This window comes from Aliidiomarina sp. (assembly GCF_047920995.1).
Taxonomy (GTDB): Bacteria; Pseudomonadota; Gammaproteobacteria; order Enterobacterales; family Alteromonadaceae; genus Aliidiomarina.
Genome location: NZ_JBLRWZ010000009.1, coordinates 1 through 18,067, shown reverse-complemented (window position 1 = coordinate 18,067; position 18,067 = coordinate 1). Strand labels below are relative to the sequence as shown.

The following is an 18,067-nucleotide window of genomic DNA, read 5'->3' as shown; positions in this document are numbered from 1 at the left end:
AAAGGACGTTAGGATGTCAGAGGTTACCGCAGTTTTTCGCTCGGGTGGGGCACTCAGCAAAGCGTTGCCCGGATTTCAACCCCGCCCAGCCCAGCAAGAAATGGCTGCAGCTATTGCCGCGCTTGATAAAGCAGGCGATCAATTGGTGGTGGAAGCAGAAACCGGCACGGGTAAAACCTTCGCTTACTTAGCTCCGGCTTTGTTACGCTGCCGAGCTGGTAGTGGGGCAAAAGTGATTCTTTCCACGGGCACGCGTAATTTACAAGAACAGTTGTTTCATAGAGATTTACCGCAACTGCGTGATGCGCTGGCGCCACAAGCAGTTGCCGCCTTGTTAAAAGGGCGCTCCAATTATTTATGTTTAAACCGTTTAGAGCAATCCATTCGCCATCCTGCAGATGCTGATAGTAAGGTGCTGGCACAACTGCAAGAAGTGCGCGATTGGGCGAATAGAACCAGAACGGGTGATTTAGGTGAGCTCGCCACCTTGCCCGAAGATGCGCAAGTGTTACCACGGGTTACCAGTACCATTGATAACTGTTTGGGGCGTGAATGCCCGCAGTATGAAGATTGTTATTTGGTGCAGGCCCGCAAAGAAGCCTTAGAAGCCGATATTGTGGTGGTGAATCACCATTTGTTTTGCGCCGATTTAGTGCTAAAAGACACCGGTTTTGGCGAGCTAATTCCTGCCGCCGATATTGTGGTATTTGATGAAGCACACCAACTACCCGATATTGCCAGCCAATACTTTAGTGATACCGTATCTACGCGCGCCATTGTGGAGCTGTGCAAAGATTTGCAGTTTCTCTACAAAACCGTGGTGCGAGATGCTAAAGCGCTTTCACAAATTGCCGATCAGCTGGATCGTGCGGCGCGAGATTTGCGGCTGAATTTTCCACTTGATCCGGAACGCAGCAATTGGCGCGATGCGCTACACCATGATGAAACGGCGAAAGCGAGCACTCATTTAGCCGAGTTAATTAGCCGTGCCCAGGCGATTTGTAAGGGCCTAGTGGGGCGGGATAAGGATCTTGATCAGTGCTTAGAGCGTTTGGAGTTGATTCGTAAACGCTGGGATTTGCTGCTAAATACGCAAGTTACCGGTTACAGCTATTGGTACGAAACCTCGCAGCGGCACTTAACTGTGCATCGTACACCGCTTTCCGTAGCCGAGCCTTTCGGCCGCCAACTCGCCGAGCAAAACGCGCGCTGGGTGTTTACCTCGGCAACGCTTACGGTAGAAGGCTCATTCGATTATTTTAATGAACGGTTGGGCTTACAGAAGGCTAAAACATTGATTTTAGATAGCCCATTCGATTTCCAGAAGCAGGCCATGCTGTGTTTGCCACGTTATTTACCAGAACCGAATTCGCCGGCCATGGCGGATGCATTGGCTGATATTGTGCAGCAAGTAGTAGCAGTGAACCGTGGCGGCACCTTTGTGTTGTTCACAAGCCACCGTATGCTGCAGAAACTGGCCACGAATTTATTGGGTGTAATTGATAGGCCGCTGTTGGTGCAAGGGCAAAGTAGTAAACGCGAACTATTAAACCAGTTTGTGGCAGCGGGGAATGCCGTATTACTTGGTACTAGTTCCTTCTGGGAAGGGGTGGATGTGCGTGGTGATGCGCTTAGCTGTGTGATTATTGATAAACTACCTTTTACATCGCCCGACGAGCCATTGCTGCAAGCGCGGGTAGAAGATTGTAAAATGAAGGGCGGTAATCCGTTTGCGAGTATTCAGATCCCACAGGCGGTAATCGCAATGAAACAGGGTGCTGGGCGCTTGGTGCGCGATGTTACCGATCGCGGTGTGCTGATTGTGGGTGATAACCGCTTAGTAACCAAAGGGTATGGCACTACCTTTTTAGCCAGCTTACCGGATATGGCTCGCACTCGCTCGCTGCAAAAAGCGCTGGATTTTTTAGCTGCGGTGCCAGAGCCTTCAGCGCATGGCAAAGAGCCCTCAGCGCATGGCAAAGAGCCTTCAGCGGCTGGGAAAGAGCCTTCAGCTTTAGATAAAGAGCCGCCCATTACCTGTGAAAATAATTAACTTAGGCAAGAGTAACGCATGAAAAATACCCGCCTGTTGGCAATTGATAGTGCAACCGAATACTGTTCTGTTGCGTATACAGATGGCACACGATTAATTTCTCGTGGCCAGGAAGCCCCGCGAAAGCACGCCGATTTGCTCTTGCCTTATGTGCAAGAAGTGCTGCAAGACGCTGGCGTAACGCTGGCGGATATTGATGCCATTGTGGTTGGCCATGGCCCCGGAAGCTTCACTGGTGTGCGGATTGCAGCAGGTATTGCGCAAGGCCTAGCGTTTAGCCAGCAGATTCCAGTAATCGGCATTTCTAGCTTGGCGGCGATGGCGCAACAAACGTTGCGTTTACATGGCGCAAAAGCGGCTGCGGTGGCAATTGATGCGCGCATGGGCGAAGTATATTTTGGAACCTATGTGGCGGAAAATGGTCTGATGTTGCAGCTGGGTTCTGGGCAAGAGAACGAAATTGTATGTACGCCAAGCGTGGTACCGCAGTTATCAGCAGAGCATGAATGGCACACGGCTGGAACGGGTTTTGTAACGTACGCAGAGGCCTTGCCGGAGCGCTTAACTGGCGCTGAAAATGGTGAGAATAATGTAAAGCTAGTGGCGAGCAAGGTGCGCTTCCCCCATGCTGAAGATATGTTAACCTTGGGCTTGCATGCATTCTTGCACGGCCAAGGAGTGATGGCAGAAGAATTTGATGTGCGCTATGTGCGCAATGAAGTAACATGGCAAAAATTGCCAGGGCGGGAGTAGCGTTAGTAGGGATGTAGTAACATCACTACTAGGCGAGCCGCTAACCGGAGGTACTAAACATGAAGATTCAATGGTTGTATAAAGCCTGTTTACTTGGTGCAGCTGCCCTTGCACTCTCGGGCTGTGCCTCGCAATTACCGGAATCTATTCGTGGTGATGGTAGTACACTTACCACCTATGATCAGGTGCAAGCCGCCAGTGCAGAAAAAATTGGTGAGCAAGTGCGCTGGGGTGGTGTAATTGCAGAAGTACGCAATCGCGAAAATGCTTCAGAGTTAGAGATTGTTGGTTTCAGAACCCGTAGTTTTGGTCGGCCAGAAGTGAATGATAATTCCTATGGTCGTTTCCGCGTGATTATCAATGGGTTTATAGACCCAGAAGTGTATGCCAAAGGCCGTATGATTACCGTGCTAGGTACGTATACGGGCATGGAAAGTGGCACCATTGGGGAATATAATTTTGATTTTCCGGTAGTACAAGCTAGCGGCACCGAGTTATGGCGAGAACCGCAGCCGCGGGCCGATGATTGGCGCTATGATGTTTATTCACCGCGCTATCGTTGGTACATGTACGGAGCGGGGCCATACCGGGTGCACCCTTATTATTATCCCTACACGCCGATAATGCAGCCGGCGCCACGTTACCGCGGCACGCCCCGCACCCAGCAACAACGCACTCAGCAACAACGTAGTGATCGTGAATCACGGCCACCCATAGAAGCGATTAGGCCAGGAAGGGAACAGATTGATTGAATTTGTGGTTGATTTAGAGCATATCCAACTTGCGGGCCTGCATACTTTTACGAGTGGCGGCCCGCATTCTTTTGCGCGTTGCGAAACGTTGTTACCGGGCACAAACAGTGTAAACAGTGCTAACATCGACAACATTGTAGCCTTGCATGGTTGGCTTGATAATGCCAATAGCTTTTTGCCGCTGCAGCCATTTTTAGGGCAGCATTTGCCGCCTACCCACTGGCGCACGCTGGATTTTGCCGGCCATGGCCTATCTGGCCATCGGGCGCCGGGCACGTGGTATTATTTTCTTGAATATGTTGCTGATGTTGTGGCATTTCTAGAACAAGAAAACTTATCTAATGTGCATTTAGTTGGCCACAGCATGGGTGGCTATGTGGCTCAGTTAGTAGCTGCCGTTTGCCCTGAGCGAATAGAGAAGCTAACTTTAATAGAGGCGTTTGGGCTTTGGGTAAGCACGGAAGGTGATGTAGTTGACCATTTAGCGCAAGCTCTGAAAGACCGCAAACGCCTTGCAGAAAAGCGGGCTCCTATTTATCCAGATACTGAACGATTAGTAAAGTTACGAGCAGAGAAAAGTGAACTGAGTGAGCCGCTGGCGCGTTTAATTATTGAACGCAATATTCAGCATGTAGAAAATGGTGTTACTTGGCGGATAGATCCGCGTGTGCGAGTAGCATCTGCGTTTCGCTTTACAGAAGCGCACGCAATCGATATGTTGGAGCGTATACAGTGCAAGGTGCAGCTTATTATGGGTACTGAAGGTACAGAAGCGTTAGCACAAGCCGTAGCGATGTGGCGCAAACATGTTCCGCAATTGCTGGTGCACCATCTTGAAGGTGGCCATCATGTGCATATGCAGCAACCTGAGCAAGTTGTTGAATTAATCGCCAACTTGCGATGAGTTGCGGTGAAAAGGTAAGGTATTTCGGTGAAATGCCGCAGAAAATGCCTATAAATAGCCAACTGGCTCTAGGATATACCTTACTGATATGCGAACATTGCGTGTTAACTAATTTTAAGAATAACAGCTAATCAGGAGCATTCACGGTGGAAAAAATTTGGCTAGAGCGTTATCCAAACGGGGTTGCTAAAGAAATTGACCCGGACCATTATGCCTCGCTTGTTGAAATCTTCGAAGAGAGCGTAAAAAAATATACCGATCATGTTGCGTTCCATAACATGGACAAAGACATTACCTATGGTGAGCTTGATCAATTAAGTGAACAGTTTGCTGCTTATTTGCAGGAAGAATTAGGGTTAAAGAAAGGCGATCCAGTTGCGGTGATGATGCCGAACCTGCTGCAGTATCCAATAGCCTTGTTTGGTATTTTGCGCGCTGGCATGACAGTGGTAAACGTAAACCCACTATATACCGCACGTGAGTTAAAGCACCAACTAAACGATTCCAAAACGAAAGCCATTGTTATTCTCAAAAACTTTGCGCACACGTTAGAAAAAGTAGAGAAAGACGTAAACCTAGAGAAGGTAATCGTTACTGGTATTGGCGATATAATGCCAACACCGAAGCGCCAGATCGTGAACTTCGTGGTGAAATATGTGAAGAAGATGGTGCCAGCGTATAGCTTGAGTAATACCATTGAATTCAACGAAGTATTAGCTATTGGCAGCAAGAAAAATTACTCGCGTCCTGAAGTGAAAGGCGAGGATTTGGCATTCTTACAATACACCGGTGGTACAACGGGTGTATCAAAGGGAGCAATGCTTACGCACCGCAACATGGTGGCCAACCTTGACCAAATTTCTGCCTTTATTTTGCCGCGTTTGAGCGATGGTAAAGAAGTAGTGATTACTGCACTACCGCTTTATCATATCTTTGCGTTAACCTCGAACTGCTTGGCCTTCTTGAAGTTTGGTGGCAAAAACATTTTGATTACCAATCCACGTGATATGCCAGCTTTTATTAAAGAATTAGGCAAGCACAAGTTCACCATGATTTCTGGTGTGAATACCTTGTTTAATGGCTTATTACACAGCCCTGGCTTTAAAGATCTCGATTTCTCACACCTAAATATCGCTCTTGGCGGCGGCATGGCAGTGCAACGCGCAGTTGCAGAGAATTGGGAGAAAACCACCGGCTCGCCATTATTGGAAGGTTACGGTTTAACGGAGTGTTCGCCAGTAGTTACCGCGAATCCATTTGATATCGAGCATTATACCGGCAGTATCGGTATTCCATTGCCATCAACCGATTGTAAAATTGTTGATGAAGATGGTAATGAAGTGCCTATGGGTGAACCTGGCGAGCTACTCGTAAAGGGCCCGCAGGTAATGGCTGGTTATTTAGGGCGCCCTGAAGATACCGATAAATCGATTAAAGATGGCTGGTTTGCTACGGGTGATATGGCCACAGTAGATGAGCATGGTTTCTTCCGCATCGTAGATCGTAAGAAAGATATGATTCTTGTATCTGGCTTTAACGTATACCCGAATGAAATTGAAGATGTAGTGGCAAGCCATGAAAAAGTGCTAGAAGTTGCAGCAGTTGGCGTACCACATGATGCATCGGGTGAAGTAGTGAAAGTTGTTGTGGTGAAGAAAGATGAATCGCTTACCGAGAAAGAGTTGATTGATTATTGCCGCGAAAACTTAACTGCTTATAAAGTGCCGAAATTAGTAGAATTCCGCGATGAATTACCGAAAACAAATGTTGGTAAAATTCTTCGTCGGGAATTACGGGATGAGTAAAATTGAGTAAATTTCGGATGATTAACGCCACCGGGGAACTGGTGGCGTTTTGCGTTGCGGCGCAAAAAAATGGTTGGGTTGCGTTAGATACTGAATTTGTGCGTACGCGCACCTTGTATGCGGATTTAGGGTTAGTGCAAGCCCGCAGCGGCAATGATGTGATTTTAGTAGATCCGCTAAATGGTGTTGATCTGCAGCCCCTATGGGATTTATTGAACACGGATATTCGTACTGTACTGCATGCGGCTGGCGAAGATTTAGAGATTTTCCATCGTTATAATGCGGTATTGCAGGATATGTTTGATACGCAAATCGCTTATGCCTTTGTTACCGATGGCTCGCAAATTGGCTATGCAGGGTTAGTGGAGCAGATGCTTGCGGTAGTGGTAGATAAAACTCAAAGCCGCACAGATTGGTTGCAACGGCCGCTTAGTGCAGAACAGTTAGCCTATGCTGCTGCCGATGTTGAGTATTTAGCCGAGCTTTACCCAGAACTGCAAAAGCGTGTGCAAGATGCGGGTATGGAAGCGCTAGTGCGAGCTGAATGTGCGGAACAAGTAGCCAAGCGGGCGCGAGAAACGAACCCTGCCTTAGCATGGCGTGATGTGGGCGGACTAAGCTTATTAGATGGTGCTGGCCGTGCAGTGTTGCGCGAGTTGGCTGCTTGGCGATTACGCTTGGCGCGAGAGCAGAATATTGCCCTGCCGTTTATCGCTCGAGATCATGTGCTTACGGATATTGCGCGCAGCCAACCGGCGAGCCGCAATCAATTAAGCCAAATTGATGAGTTGCACCCGAAATCATTGCGTTTATATGGTGATGCGATTTTGGCGTGTGTGCAGCGCGGCCTAGATGAACCAGTTGAACAACAACCAGAAGCTATTCCTCGTTACGATCAAGATGGTGCTTATAAACGCTTCTTTAAAGCTGCGAAAGCGTTAATGAAAGATGTAGCTGAACAGGAAAAAATTCCAGCACCACTTATGGGATCTCGTAAGCAAATTAATGAAGTGTATGTGTGGCACCACTTTACCGCTGAGAGTACCAAGCAATTGTTACCAGAGCCGGATTTGCTATGTGGTTGGCGCGGTGCTTTGTTGGGCGCTAAATTGAATACGTTAGTAGCAGGATAACTGCCAGCTGAGGAAATTATGTTAGTACGCGTATTACGTTCGCCGAAAAAAGCGGACACCTATCTTTATATGCCTCTTACTGCTGTGCTTAGTGATCTTCCCGAGCCATTGCAACCACTATTTTCACCAGAAATACTGGTAACTAAGCTGAATATTACCCCAGCACGCAACCTCGCGAGTATAAGTGGTGTAAAGCTGCTGGAACACCTGGAAACAGAGGGGTACTATCTACAGATACCGCCACCGGTAGAAAGCTTGTTGAAACGGATAGATTAACAATAATAACAACAGCTTGAACCGTTATCCTATCGTTGTGATTATCGAGGAAGAACTATGCGCCAGTTGTATCTTAAAAGTAAGCACGTTGTTGGGCTTATCGCTTGTAAATTAACCACCATACTCACGTTAGCTGTGTTCACCATGATGCTGTTGTGGATGCCTGCGGTGCACGCCAATGATGTTGATGAAGCAGGCTACCCAGCTTATGTGGAGCAGTTAAAGGTAGAGGCGTTAGAGCATGGCATTTCTGCTTCTGCAATTGAACGCGCCTTCGAAGATGTGCGTTTTTATGAGCGCGCTGTGTCGGCAGATCGCAACCAACCAGAATTTACCATTACCCTCGATACTTACTTGCCGCGAGCAGTGCCAGATTGGAAGGTGCAGCAGGGAATTCGCAAATACGAAGAGCATAAAGAATTGCTGGATCGGATTGGTGCTGAGTATGGCGTGCAGCCGCGCTTTATTGTGGCGTTGTGGGGTATTGAAACAAACTATGGCGGTTATACCGGTAACTTTCGAGTAATTTCGGCATTAGCCACCTTGGCTTATGAAGGGCGCCGGGAAGAATTTTTTAAGCGCCAATTAATGCAGGCATTAGAAATTATTGATGCGGGCCATATTGAGCCGGAACAAATGCGTGGTTCATGGGCCGGTGCAATGGGGCAAACTCAATTTATGCCGAGCTCGTTTTTATCCTATGCCGTAGATGGTGATGGTGATGGCAAAATTGATATCTGGAATAGCTATGCGGATGTGTTTTCCTCAGCAGCAAATTATCTTGCCTCGGTGGGTTGGGATGAAAGCAAAACCTGGGGCAGACAAGTACGCTTGCCAGAGAATTTTGCTACTGATTTAGTGGGCTTAGGCACTAAAAAGCAACTCAGTGAGTGGCAAGAATTAGGTATCCGCCGGTTTGATGGTAGTGATTTGCCAAGCCGCGATATTCCTGCTTCGGTGATTATTCCTGATGGTGTTGATGGCCGCGCTTACTTGGCCTATCACAACTGGGATGTATTGATGCGTTGGAATCGATCCAACTATTTTGTAGTGGCCGTTGGCCATTTGGCAGATCGCATCCAAATGGGCCGGTAACATGGCAAGTGATAATTGGTTGTATCGAAAAGTTGGCGTAGGGGCTCCGGATGTAACCACTGCGGTGGAGCGGGGCCTATATTCGGTAAGTGGTAAGCTATTGCATTTGCAACTTGGCAAGCTGGTGTGTGTAGGCCGCAATTATGCCGACCATGCGAAAGAGCTTGGCAACAGTGTGCCCAGCAAACCTTTGCTGTTTATGAAGCCAGCGCACGCAGTACAACCGTTACAACATGAACGGATTTATATCCCTACTCAATTTGGCGCCTGCCACCACGAGCTCGAGTTGGCGGTACTGATTTCTGCGCCAATGCGCAATGTGAGTGCCGTTAAAGCGCTGGATTACGTTGCTGGATATGGTTTAGCGCTCGATTTAACCTTACGCGATGTACAAAATGAATTGAAAGTAGAAGGGGCGCCATGGGAGCGCGCGAAGGCATTTGATGGCAGCGCACCGCTTGGGCCATTTGTAGCGGCTACAGTATTTGGTGATCTGGGTAAAGCGAGCTTTCAGCTGTATAAAAATGATCAGTTGCAACAAGATGGCAAGGTGAGCGATATGATTTTTTCAGTGGCTGAATTATTGGCGGAAATATCTTCCGTATTTACCCTAGAGCCGGGTGATGTAGTGCTTACAGGTACACCTGCCGGCGTTGGCCCGTTGCAACCGGGTGATAATTTAAAGATGCAACTTACCAGTGGTAATCAGCAGCAATGGGATTGGCACACTAGGGTAGCTGACGAGGCGGAGCATAAAGGCCGCAGCAATGCCTAAGGCAAGTAATTCACCGCAACAGCAGCATCAAGGGTTAGCTACACAGGAACCCTTTTGGCAGCGGCTAGCACTTACTGAAATGGATGCTGTGCAATGGGAAGCCCTGTGTGATGGGTGTGGCAAATGTTGTTTGCATAAGCTTTTAGATGAGCGCGATGATTTACCCGCAGATGCGCCCATGGAACTTGGTGAAGATTTACATTACACCAATGTGGCCTGCCAGTTACTAGACCTCAAAAATGGTGGCTGTAGCAATTATGCGAATCGCCACCAGTATGTGCCCGATTGCGTACAGTTAAGCATTGACGATTTGGGTGGCATTCACTTTATGCCGCCAAGTTGTGCGTATCGGCGTTTGTATGAGGGGAAAGGATTACCTAATTGGCATCCACTGCTACACAACGGCTCACGGGTGCCAATGGAAACAGCAGGAATGGCGGTAACGAGCCACTCCTGTGTGCATGATACGCAGCTAGCACCAGAAGATGGGCTTATTGTGCTCTGGCCGCTCTTTTCTGGTAAATAGTTATTGAGCGAACAAGCAATACGCGGCTAAATCCTCCGCGCATACACGATACGAATCAGCAATGTAATAACGCCAATCGCCAAAAATATAGCAAAAATAATGCGCATCCACTCGGGCATATTTAAGCTCAGAAAACGCCAACCATCATCACCACACACGCCGGTTATTGCAAACACACTTGGCAACCATTCATGTAACGGCGCCCAATTGGGAAAGCTGGGAATAGCTGCGCAGCTATGAAATAGTGGATTCGCATCGCGTTGTAACCATAAATGGTGTGCTGCAGAACCATAGCCCGCCCACGCACTATATAGCCAACCCGCATACGCCACGATTCGTACCAGTATCCATTGCGGCATTAGAAAACCTAGCCAAGCGAACAAGGCAATGCTAATCATGGCTGTGCGTTGGTAAATGCACTGCTCACATGGGTTCAATTCTTGTACATGCTGCATAAATAGAGCGGCAAGAACTAGCCCGGTAGCTGCTAAAGCGAGCAGTAACCAAGGCCAACGAAACTCTGGCCAGCTGGCAATTTTATGCAGCGGAGTGGCACCTGCAGACATTTTATTTTTATATAGTTTCATCGTTGTTCCAGCACCAAGGTATAGTTACAAAATGGGTATACTAATTTGATGTTATCATAAAACTTGTCCGACCATTATCGGCACGTTACAATTCAATGATCTCCTATTCTGAATGATTTAGCGAAGAAAGGCACTTATGTTTATAAAAGCAAAAAGCCCAGCTGGGTTTGCCGAAGAATTTATTGTGAAATCGATCTGGAAAGGCGATTTTGCGCCGGGCTCGATCTTGCCTGCAGAACGTGAGTTGTCTGAGTTGATTGGCGTTACCCGAACTACGTTACGGGAAGTGCTGCAACGTTTGGCGCGCGATGGCTGGTTAACGATTCAGCATGGTAAGCCCACTAAAGTGAATAACTTTTGGGAAACATCTGGGTTGAATATCCTAGAAACATTAGCCCGGTTGGATGAAGATGGCATGCCAGATTTGGTAGATCAACTTCTCTCGGCACGAACCAATATTAGTGCTATCTACATTCGCCAAGCGATTCGGCAGAATAAAGAGCGTGCTGCAGAAGTGTTGCGCGGTGCACAAACGTTGGAAGACACGCCAAAAGCGTTCGCTGACTTTGATTATCAATTGAATCATGAGTTAGCCTTTGCTTCTGGTAATCCTATTTATGTATTAGTATTGAATGGCTTCAAAGGATTGTATGCGCGCATTGGCCAATTTTATTTCTCCGAGCCAGTAGGGCGCGAACTCGCACGGAAGTACTATGCAGAAATGTTGGCATTAGTAGAAGCCGGTGACCATGCAGGAGCAATGAATTTAGTGCGTCAATACGGCTATGATTCAGCGGCTATCTGGAAAAACCTGCGTGATTCTATTCCTGAAAACCTAGTGGATTAGTATGTTGGTAAAAACATCATGCTAATCTTCTGATAATAAGAGAGAAGCATGATGTTTAAACCGAAACATTTTATAACCACGGCTACCGCTCTGCTCGCTTTTTTCTCGTATTCCGTTGCCGCTTTGCAAACGGAATCGGTAAAAACACCCCTGCAATATGATGATGTTTTTCTGCTTGAGTTCGCTGCTGCGCCTGCGCCACGGCCGAACTCGGAAGAGGTTGTGTTTGTGCGCACGTGGATGGATCGGCAAGCCGATCGTCGCCGCACGCGTTTGTGGACAGTGCAAACCGATGGTTCCCAACTACAGCCATTAACGGCTGCCGACGAAAACGCGCAACAGCCAGCGTGGTCGCCAAGTGGCGATCGCCTTGCCTATGTGGCCGATGGGCAAATTCATATGCATTGGCCTGATTCTGGCCGCAGTGGACAAATCTCTCACTTACAGCACGCACCTGGCTCATTAACATGGTCGCCAAATGGTGAGTGGCTTGCATTCACAATGTTTACCCCAGAAAAACGTTCGGCACCGGTATCGTTGCCCGGCAAGCCAGCAGGCGCACAATGGGCAGCCGCACCTATCTACATTGATAGCCGCCAGTATCGTGCGGATGGTGCCGGATATTTGCCTGCGGGTTTCCGCCATATTTATATTATGCCAGCTGAGGGTGGCACGCCTATTCAGTTAACCTCGGCTAATTATAATCACAGCAGTAGCCTGAGTTGGGCAGCCGATGGTAGTAAGCTGTATTTCTCAGCAAACCGCCGCGCTGAAGAACACAAACAACCGATTAATACGGAAATTTACAGCGTAACTATTGCTACGCGCGCAGTTACCCAACTTACCGATCGCTATGGCCCTGATAACAACCCGCAAGTTTCGCCAAATGGTGAGTGGATTGCTTATACCGGTGTTGATGATCGCAAGCTTGCGCAGCAAAACCAACGTTTATATGTAATGCGCACGGATGGCAGTAACGTGCGGATGCTTACCGCAGAACTTGATCAGCATATCGCTAGCTTTGCGTGGGCGCCAAACAGCCAAGGCGTATTTGTTTCTTACGTGCAAGAAGGGCATGGCCATTTAGCCTTCCAACCTTTACGTGAAGGCCGCAGCGGTGCATTACAAGTGATTGCTACCGACGTGGGTGGCTTAAGCTATAGCCGGCCTTATGCGGGTGGTGAATTTGCGGTTTTGGCGAACAACCGTTTGGTATATACCCAAGCAAGTACTCAGCGCCCAGCAGAATTGGCAGTAGTGCGCAGTGGTAGAGATGCCACCACCATTACCCAGTTGAATCGAGATTTATTGGCAAAACGTGAAATTGGCCGAGTAGAAGAAATTTGGTATTCATCGTCGGTAGATGAGCGGCCAATTCATGGCTGGATTATGTATCCACCAGGCTTTGATGCGAATGAGCAGTATCCAATGATTTTGGAAATTCATGGTGGCCCGCACACGGCGTATGGCCCATATTTTGCCATGGAATTACAATTAATGGCGGCGCAAGGCTATGTGGTGCTCTATACCAACCCGCGCGGTTCTACCAGTTATGGCGAAGACTTTGCAAACCTTATTCACCATAACTACCCCAGCCATGATTTTGATGATTTGATGGATGGTGTAGATGCGGTGCTCGCGAAGGGTTTTGTAAACGAAGATGAGTTGTTTATTACCGGTGGCAGTGGCGGTGGTGTGCTAACTACCTGGTCTATTGGCCACACCGATCGTTTTCGTGCTGCAGCAGCGGTGAACCCAGTAATTAATTGGTTTAGTTTTGTGCTAAATGCCGATATGTACAACTACTTCAGCCAATACTGGTTCCCGGCACTGCCATGGGAAAACCCTGAGCATTATCTGAAGTATTCACCCATTTCTTATGTAGGGAATGTGAAAACACCCACCTTGTTATTTACTGGTGAAGCGGATCATCGCACGCCGATTTCGGAAACCGAACAATACTATCAAGCCTTGCAGTTGTTGGGTGTAGATACCGCGATGGTGCGAGTGCCGGGCGCTTCCCACGCCCTGCATACGCGTCCGAGCAATCATATGGCAAAACCGGCGTATGTAATTTATTGGTTCGAAAAATACCGAAATGAGGATAAGTAAGCCTTTTCAGGAACTTAATATAATAAAAGCAGCAATTACTGGATTTGTGGTCTATATTAAAAGGGATAACAACCAAGGAGATAAACTATGAATAAGAAACTTGCTATTGGTACTTCCCTGTTACTGGGTACGTTTGTTCTGAATCCAGCGGTTATGCCCTTGGCTCATGCAGATATCGTGAGTACACAGCAGATTGTTGCTGAAAAGCAATCTGGCTTAAATCGAATACAATTGGCTGAGCAGTTACAACGCGCTGATGTACAAGAACAACTTGTGCGCTATGGTGTGAACCCTGTGGAAGCGCTCGCTCGTGTAAATGCGATGACCGATGCAGAAGTGCTGCAACTTACAGCAGGTATCGATGAGTTGCCAGCAGGCTCAGCAGCTACAGTTATTTTATTAGTGTTTATTATTTGGTTGTTGCTCCGTTAATACAGCCTATGTTAAATATGGTTGCAAGTTCATTAACCCAAATTCATTAAAAGGTTTGAGGATTATCTTGCGCCATATTCTTTGCTTTAATTTGCTCGCTCGCGCGAGTGATACTATTAAAAACCGCCCACTGCTGAAAGCAAGCTTTGTGGCGGTTTTCTCATTTTTATTGCTCAGTGCTTGTACAAGCATGCCGATGCAACACGAACAGCTTGAGCTGAGTGATTATCAAGCAATAGAGCTGCGCGACACCCCCTTTTTTCCGCAAGACGAGTTTCAGTGTGGCCCAGCGGCATTAGCCACAGTGCTGCAGGTTAGTGGCGTTAGTTCTGCCGATCCTGATGGCTTGCGCGAACAAATTTATATTCCTGATCGCCGCGGTAGCTTGCAAGCTGAATTACTTGCTGCTACCCGCCGCGCTGATCGCATTCCATATGTGCTGGAGCCACAATTTGCTGCCTTACTTACCGAACTGTATGCAGGCAACCCGGTGCTGGTGCTGCAAAACTTAGCGCTAGCACGTTGGCCCCAATGGCATTATGCAGTGGTAATCGGATTTAACCCGGAAACGGCAACCGTAACCTTGCGTTCAGGAACCAATGAGCGTGAGGAATTATCGTTACGTTATTTTGAATATACTTGGCGGCTCAGCGATTACTGGGCCATGGTGGTAGCGCCAGAGGGGCTTACTCCCGCCACGGCCGAACCGTTACGCTACTTTGCGGCCGTAGCCGCAGTGGAACAGCAACAACGTTGGCAAGCTGCTAAGCAAGGCTACACCGCGGCAGCGATTACTTGGCCACATGATGCAACGAGCGCGATGGGTTTAGGTAATATTGCTTATCAACAACAGCAGTTTGCATTAGCGGAAGAGCACTATTATCGGGCCACAGAATTGGAGCCCGAGCAGCCTGCAGCTTTTTTTAATCTAGCTTGGGCGCTATGGCGCCAAAATAAGCAAGCTGAGGCGCTGTTAGCTGCTGAGTATGCCCAAAGGCTGGCACCTGAACATCCCTTGTATGGTGATGCTGTAGAGCGGTTGCAGCAAGCGCAATAGCGTTTAGCTTTGCTTCTGGCTTTGATTAGAGCAGCAGACATAAAAAAGCGATGCCTTAGGCATCGCTTTTTTCTTAGTAGACATTATCCCCGTGGGGATTGCCGTCGGTATTGCTGCAGTAATTGCCGTAGTGGCAGCGTGCATTAACCGAAGTTTTTGCTCGCGAATTCCCAGTTTACTAAAGACCAGAACGCTTTCATGTAGTTTGGACGCGCATTCCGGTAATCGATGTAGTACGCGTGCTCCCACAAATCTACTGTGAGTACTGGCACGTTGTTTTCATCGGTAAGCGGGGTAGCTGCATTGCTGGTGTTTACAATATCAACACCGCCATCTTGAGTTTTCACTAGCCATGTCCAGCTTGAACCGAAGTTGTTTACTGCACTAGTGGTGAAGGCTTCTTTAAACTGCTCAAAAGAACCCCATTTTGCATTAATTGCATCTGCTAATGCGCCGGTAGGTTCGCCACCGCCATTCGGGCTTAAACAGTGCCAGTAAAATGTGTGGTTCCAGATTTGTGCTGCATTGTTAAATACGCCACCAGAAGAAGTTTTCACGATCTCTTCTAATGATTTCCCAGCGAACTCGGAACCTTCTACTAAACCATTGAGCTTATCTACGTATGTTTGATGATGCTTACCGTAGTGATACTCCAAAGTTTCTGCTGAGATATGCGGTTCTAATGCATTTTTTTCGTACGGAAGTGCTGGTAATTCAAAAGCCATAGTGTGCTTCTCCATTCATTATCAAAACGCATTCGTTATTAAAATGCGCACTTTGCAGCGTAAAGGAAAACAATATGCACGCCGCTGTAATTACGGTGGTTATTCATTATAGCGAATCATTGTAGTGAAATCATGGCTAAAAGAAATAAATGGCCATACTTCCTACTACATCTTATATACATGGTGATACTCATTTTGGATTTCAAGGGTAAATGATTGTGATTCTGTAACACGGGTGGCTTCATCCGAGGCAATGATTTGTGTTATAATCTGCCGCCTTCGGTAGCTGAACGATAGTGCTTTTCGCTAGTGTACAACTGGTTTGCAGGCAAAGTACTGTTATACGCACATGTAGCGGCTGCTACTTATCAATTTTCAAGGAGTTGTTATGCAAGATATACAACCTGAGCAACAAGATACTGAAACGCGCATTCGTCAGCAAATCGCTGAGAATCCAGTATTGCTTTACATGAAAGGCTCGCCGAAACTGCCAAACTGTGGCTTTTCTGCGCAAGCATCTCAGGCATTGATGGCGTGTGGTAAGCCGTTTGCGTATGTAGATATTTTGCAAAATCCTGATATTCGCGCTGAATTACCGCGCATTGCCGATTGGCCTACATTCCCACAGTTGTGGATTAACGGCGAACTTATCGGTGGTTGCGATATTATTTTGGAAATGTTCCAGCAAGGCGAATTACAGCCGTTAGTTGCAGAAGCTGCTCCAGAAGTTGAAGAAGGTGATGCGTAACTATAAGCTTTGATTATAAGCAAGGTTAAGTAATTGCTTGGTACACGCCAACGATAAAAATTTGTAAGCCGGGGAGCAGTTCTTGCTTCCCGTTTTAATATGTATTTTTTGATTCAGCACTTAACTTTTTAGGTGTTGGTATTTTTTTAACCAAAAACATGGAGAGACAAAATGGCTGTATTGGTTGGTCGTCAGGCCCCAGATTTTACCGCTGCTGCAGTATTGGGTAATGGCGAGATTGTTGAGAACTTTACTTTAAGTGAGCAAATTAAAGGCAAGAAAGCGGTATTATTCTTCTATCCGTTAGATTTTACTTTTGTTTGTCCTTCTGAGTTAATTGCCTTCGATAAGCGTTTAGCTGAATTTGAAAAACGTGGCGTAACGGTAATTGGTTGTTCAATCGATTCACAATTCTCGCATAATGCATGGCGCAACACCGCTGTAGAAAAAGGCGGTATTGGTGAAGTTAAGTATCCACTAGTTGCTGATGTGAAGCATGAAATTGTGAAAGCGTACGATATTGAGCACCCAGAAGCCGGCGTTGCGTTCCGTGCATCGTTCTTAATTGACGAAGCAGGTATGGTTCGCCACCAGGTAGTAAATGATTTACCACTTGGCCGTAACGTAGATGAAATGTTACGTATGGTTGATGCCTTAAACTTCCACGAAGAGCACGGTGATGTTTGCCCTGCTGGTTGGAATGCTGGTGATGAAGGTATGCAAGCAGACGCGAAAGGCGTAGCGGCATACTTGAGCAAAAACAGCGCTAAACTGTAAGCAATTGAGCTTGTAGTGCATTAGTTTATAGTAAAAGCGTAAAGCCCCAATCTCTCGATTGGGGCTTTTTAGATTCTGGGGGTTAGTATGTTTTGCTATCGGTGGTTTTGAACACAAAATGCTAGGTTTTTAACGGCCAACCGCCTAGATTCTTATAACGATTTACCATCCAACAGAATAGCTCGGCGGTGCGCTCGGTATCATATACTGCGCTATGTGCCTCGCGGCTATCGAAGGTAATGCCAGCTGCATGGCAGGCTTTTACCAGTACCGTTTGGCCAATGGTGAGGGCGGCTAAAGCGGCGGTATCAAAAGTAACGAACGGATGAAACGGGTTGCGCTTTAAACTTGCCCGCTCAGCGGCCGCCATTACGAAGCTGTGATCAAAAGTGGCATTGTGGCCTACCAATACACACCGTTGGCATTCAGCCGCTTTCTGCGCTTTGCGCACTGCTTTGAAGATGTCTCGCAGCCCCTCGCTTTCCGGAACAGCACCGCGCAATGGGCTAAATGGCTCAATACCATTAAAATCAATTGCCGCTTGTTCGATATTCGCGCCTTCAAAGGGTTCAATATGTGCATGATGGGTAGCGATGGGCACGAGCTCGCCAGCATCATTAAAATCTACAATTACAGCGGCAATTTCCAGTAACGCATCGGTTTTGGCGTTAAAACCAGCAGATTCAACATCAATTACCACTGGCAGATAA

General features: G+C 47.4%; 19 protein-coding genes. 16 read left to right on the top strand and 3 right to left on the bottom strand.

What is annotated here, in order from left to right:
- The first annotated feature begins 13 nt into the window (after nt 1-13).
- The 10 genes from ACNA7P_RS03755 (at nt 14) to ACNA7P_RS03710 (ending at nt 10,072) form a co-directional block, all read left to right on the top strand.
- The gene (locus tag ACNA7P_RS03755; protein ID WP_416257275.1) at nt 14-2,053 is read left to right on the top strand and encodes an ATP-dependent DNA helicase; all 2,040 of its coding nucleotides are present in this window, start codon (nt 14-16) and stop codon (nt 2,051-2,053) included.
- A gap of 18 nt (nt 2,054-2,071) precedes the next feature.
- Complete coding sequence (tsaB, locus tag ACNA7P_RS03750; protein ID WP_416257274.1) at nt 2,072-2,806, top strand: tRNA (adenosine(37)-N6)-threonylcarbamoyltransferase complex dimerization subunit type 1 TsaB; 735 nt, start codon at nt 2,072-2,074, stop codon at nt 2,804-2,806.
- Nucleotides 2,807-2,865: 59 nt separating this feature from the next.
- Nucleotides 2,866-3,558: a Slp family lipoprotein gene (locus tag ACNA7P_RS03745; RefSeq protein WP_416257273.1), complete on the top strand. Its 693-nt coding sequence runs from the start codon at nt 2,866-2,868 to the stop codon at nt 3,556-3,558.
- The gene (locus ACNA7P_RS03740; protein WP_416257272.1) at nt 3,551-4,462 is read left to right on the top strand and encodes an alpha/beta fold hydrolase; all 912 of its coding nucleotides are present in this window, start codon (nt 3,551-3,553) and stop codon (nt 4,460-4,462) included. The genes ACNA7P_RS03745 and ACNA7P_RS03740 overlap by 8 nt, the downstream gene beginning before the upstream one ends.
- A 146-nt stretch (nt 4,463-4,608) precedes the next feature.
- Nucleotides 4,609-6,267 carry a long-chain-fatty-acid--CoA ligase FadD gene (gene fadD, locus ACNA7P_RS03735; protein WP_416257271.1) on the top strand — a complete coding sequence of 553 codons (1,659 nt, stop codon included), beginning with the start codon at nt 4,609-4,611 and terminating at the stop codon, nt 6,265-6,267.
- A 2-nt stretch (nt 6,268-6,269) separates the two neighbouring features.
- Nucleotides 6,270-7,400 carry a ribonuclease D gene (gene rnd / locus ACNA7P_RS03730; RefSeq protein WP_416257270.1) on the top strand — a complete coding sequence of 377 codons (1,131 nt, stop codon included), beginning with the start codon at nt 6,270-6,272 and terminating at the stop codon, nt 7,398-7,400.
- An 18-nt stretch (nt 7,401-7,418) separates the two neighbouring features.
- The gene (locus ACNA7P_RS03725) at nt 7,419-7,676 is read left to right on the top strand and encodes a YcgL domain-containing protein (RefSeq protein WP_416257269.1); all 258 of its coding nucleotides are present in this window, start codon (nt 7,419-7,421) and stop codon (nt 7,674-7,676) included.
- A 147-nt stretch (nt 7,677-7,823) separates the two neighbouring features.
- Nucleotides 7,824-8,771: a lytic murein transglycosylase gene (locus ACNA7P_RS03720; RefSeq protein WP_416257328.1), complete on the top strand. Its 948-nt coding sequence runs from the start codon at nt 7,824-7,826 to the stop codon at nt 8,769-8,771.
- A 1-nt stretch (nt 8,772) separates the two neighbouring features.
- A complete protein-coding gene (locus tag ACNA7P_RS03715) occupies nt 8,773-9,546 on the top strand; it encodes a fumarylacetoacetate hydrolase family protein (RefSeq protein ID WP_416257268.1) in 774 nt (257 codons plus the stop codon).
- Complete coding sequence (locus ACNA7P_RS03710; RefSeq protein ID WP_416257267.1) at nt 9,539-10,072, top strand: YcgN family cysteine cluster protein; 534 nt, start codon at nt 9,539-9,541, stop codon at nt 10,070-10,072. The genes ACNA7P_RS03715 and ACNA7P_RS03710 overlap by 8 nt, the downstream gene beginning before the upstream one ends.
- Before the next feature lie 26 nt (nt 10,073-10,098).
- Here ACNA7P_RS03710 and ACNA7P_RS03705 read toward each other — a convergent pair whose 3' ends face one another.
- The gene (locus tag ACNA7P_RS03705) at nt 10,099-10,659 is read right to left on the bottom strand and encodes a disulfide bond formation protein B (protein WP_416257266.1); all 561 of its coding nucleotides are present in this window, start codon (nt 10,657-10,659) and stop codon (nt 10,099-10,101) included.
- Between the two features lie 136 nt (nt 10,660-10,795).
- On the opposite strand from ACNA7P_RS03705, the gene fadR reads away from it, so the two are divergent.
- From fadR to ACNA7P_RS03685, 4 genes are all read left to right on the top strand, one after another.
- Nucleotides 10,796-11,506 (top strand): fatty acid metabolism transcriptional regulator FadR, encoded by a 711-nt coding sequence (gene fadR, locus ACNA7P_RS03700; protein WP_416257265.1) that lies wholly within the window; start codon nt 10,796-10,798, stop codon nt 11,504-11,506.
- A gap of 51 nt (nt 11,507-11,557) precedes the next feature.
- On the top strand, nt 11,558-13,618 hold the full coding sequence (locus ACNA7P_RS03695) for a S9 family peptidase (protein WP_416257327.1): 2,061 nt from the start codon (nt 11,558-11,560) through the stop codon (nt 13,616-13,618).
- Nucleotides 13,619-13,705: 87 nt separating this feature from the next.
- Nucleotides 13,706-14,050, top strand: coding sequence for a DUF6627 family protein (locus tag ACNA7P_RS03690; RefSeq protein ID WP_416257264.1), 345 nt, complete (start codon nt 13,706-13,708; stop codon nt 14,048-14,050).
- A 196-nt stretch (nt 14,051-14,246) separates the two neighbouring features.
- Nucleotides 14,247-15,107 carry a PA2778 family cysteine peptidase gene (locus tag ACNA7P_RS03685; protein WP_416257263.1) on the top strand — a complete coding sequence of 287 codons (861 nt, stop codon included), beginning with the start codon at nt 14,247-14,249 and terminating at the stop codon, nt 15,105-15,107.
- 143 nt (nt 15,108-15,250) lie between these two features.
- Here the strand turns inward: ACNA7P_RS03685 and sodB are convergent, their stop codons facing one another.
- A complete protein-coding gene (gene sodB / locus ACNA7P_RS03680) occupies nt 15,251-15,832 on the bottom strand; it encodes a superoxide dismutase [Fe] (protein WP_416257262.1) in 582 nt (193 codons plus the stop codon).
- Between the two features lie 388 nt (nt 15,833-16,220).
- On the opposite strand from sodB, the gene grxD reads away from it, so the two are divergent.
- Nucleotides 16,221-16,580: a Grx4 family monothiol glutaredoxin gene (gene grxD, locus ACNA7P_RS03675; RefSeq protein WP_416257261.1), complete on the top strand. Its 360-nt coding sequence runs from the start codon at nt 16,221-16,223 to the stop codon at nt 16,578-16,580.
- Between the two features lie 171 nt (nt 16,581-16,751).
- Nucleotides 16,752-17,357 (top strand): peroxiredoxin, encoded by a 606-nt coding sequence (locus ACNA7P_RS03670; RefSeq protein ID WP_416257260.1) that lies wholly within the window; start codon nt 16,752-16,754, stop codon nt 17,355-17,357.
- Between the two features lie 121 nt (nt 17,358-17,478).
- Here ACNA7P_RS03670 and rnt read toward each other — a convergent pair.
- Nucleotides 17,479-18,067, bottom strand: a 589-nt coding sequence (gene rnt / locus ACNA7P_RS03665) for a ribonuclease T (RefSeq protein ID WP_416257259.1), incomplete at its 5' end; no start/stop codon positions are given.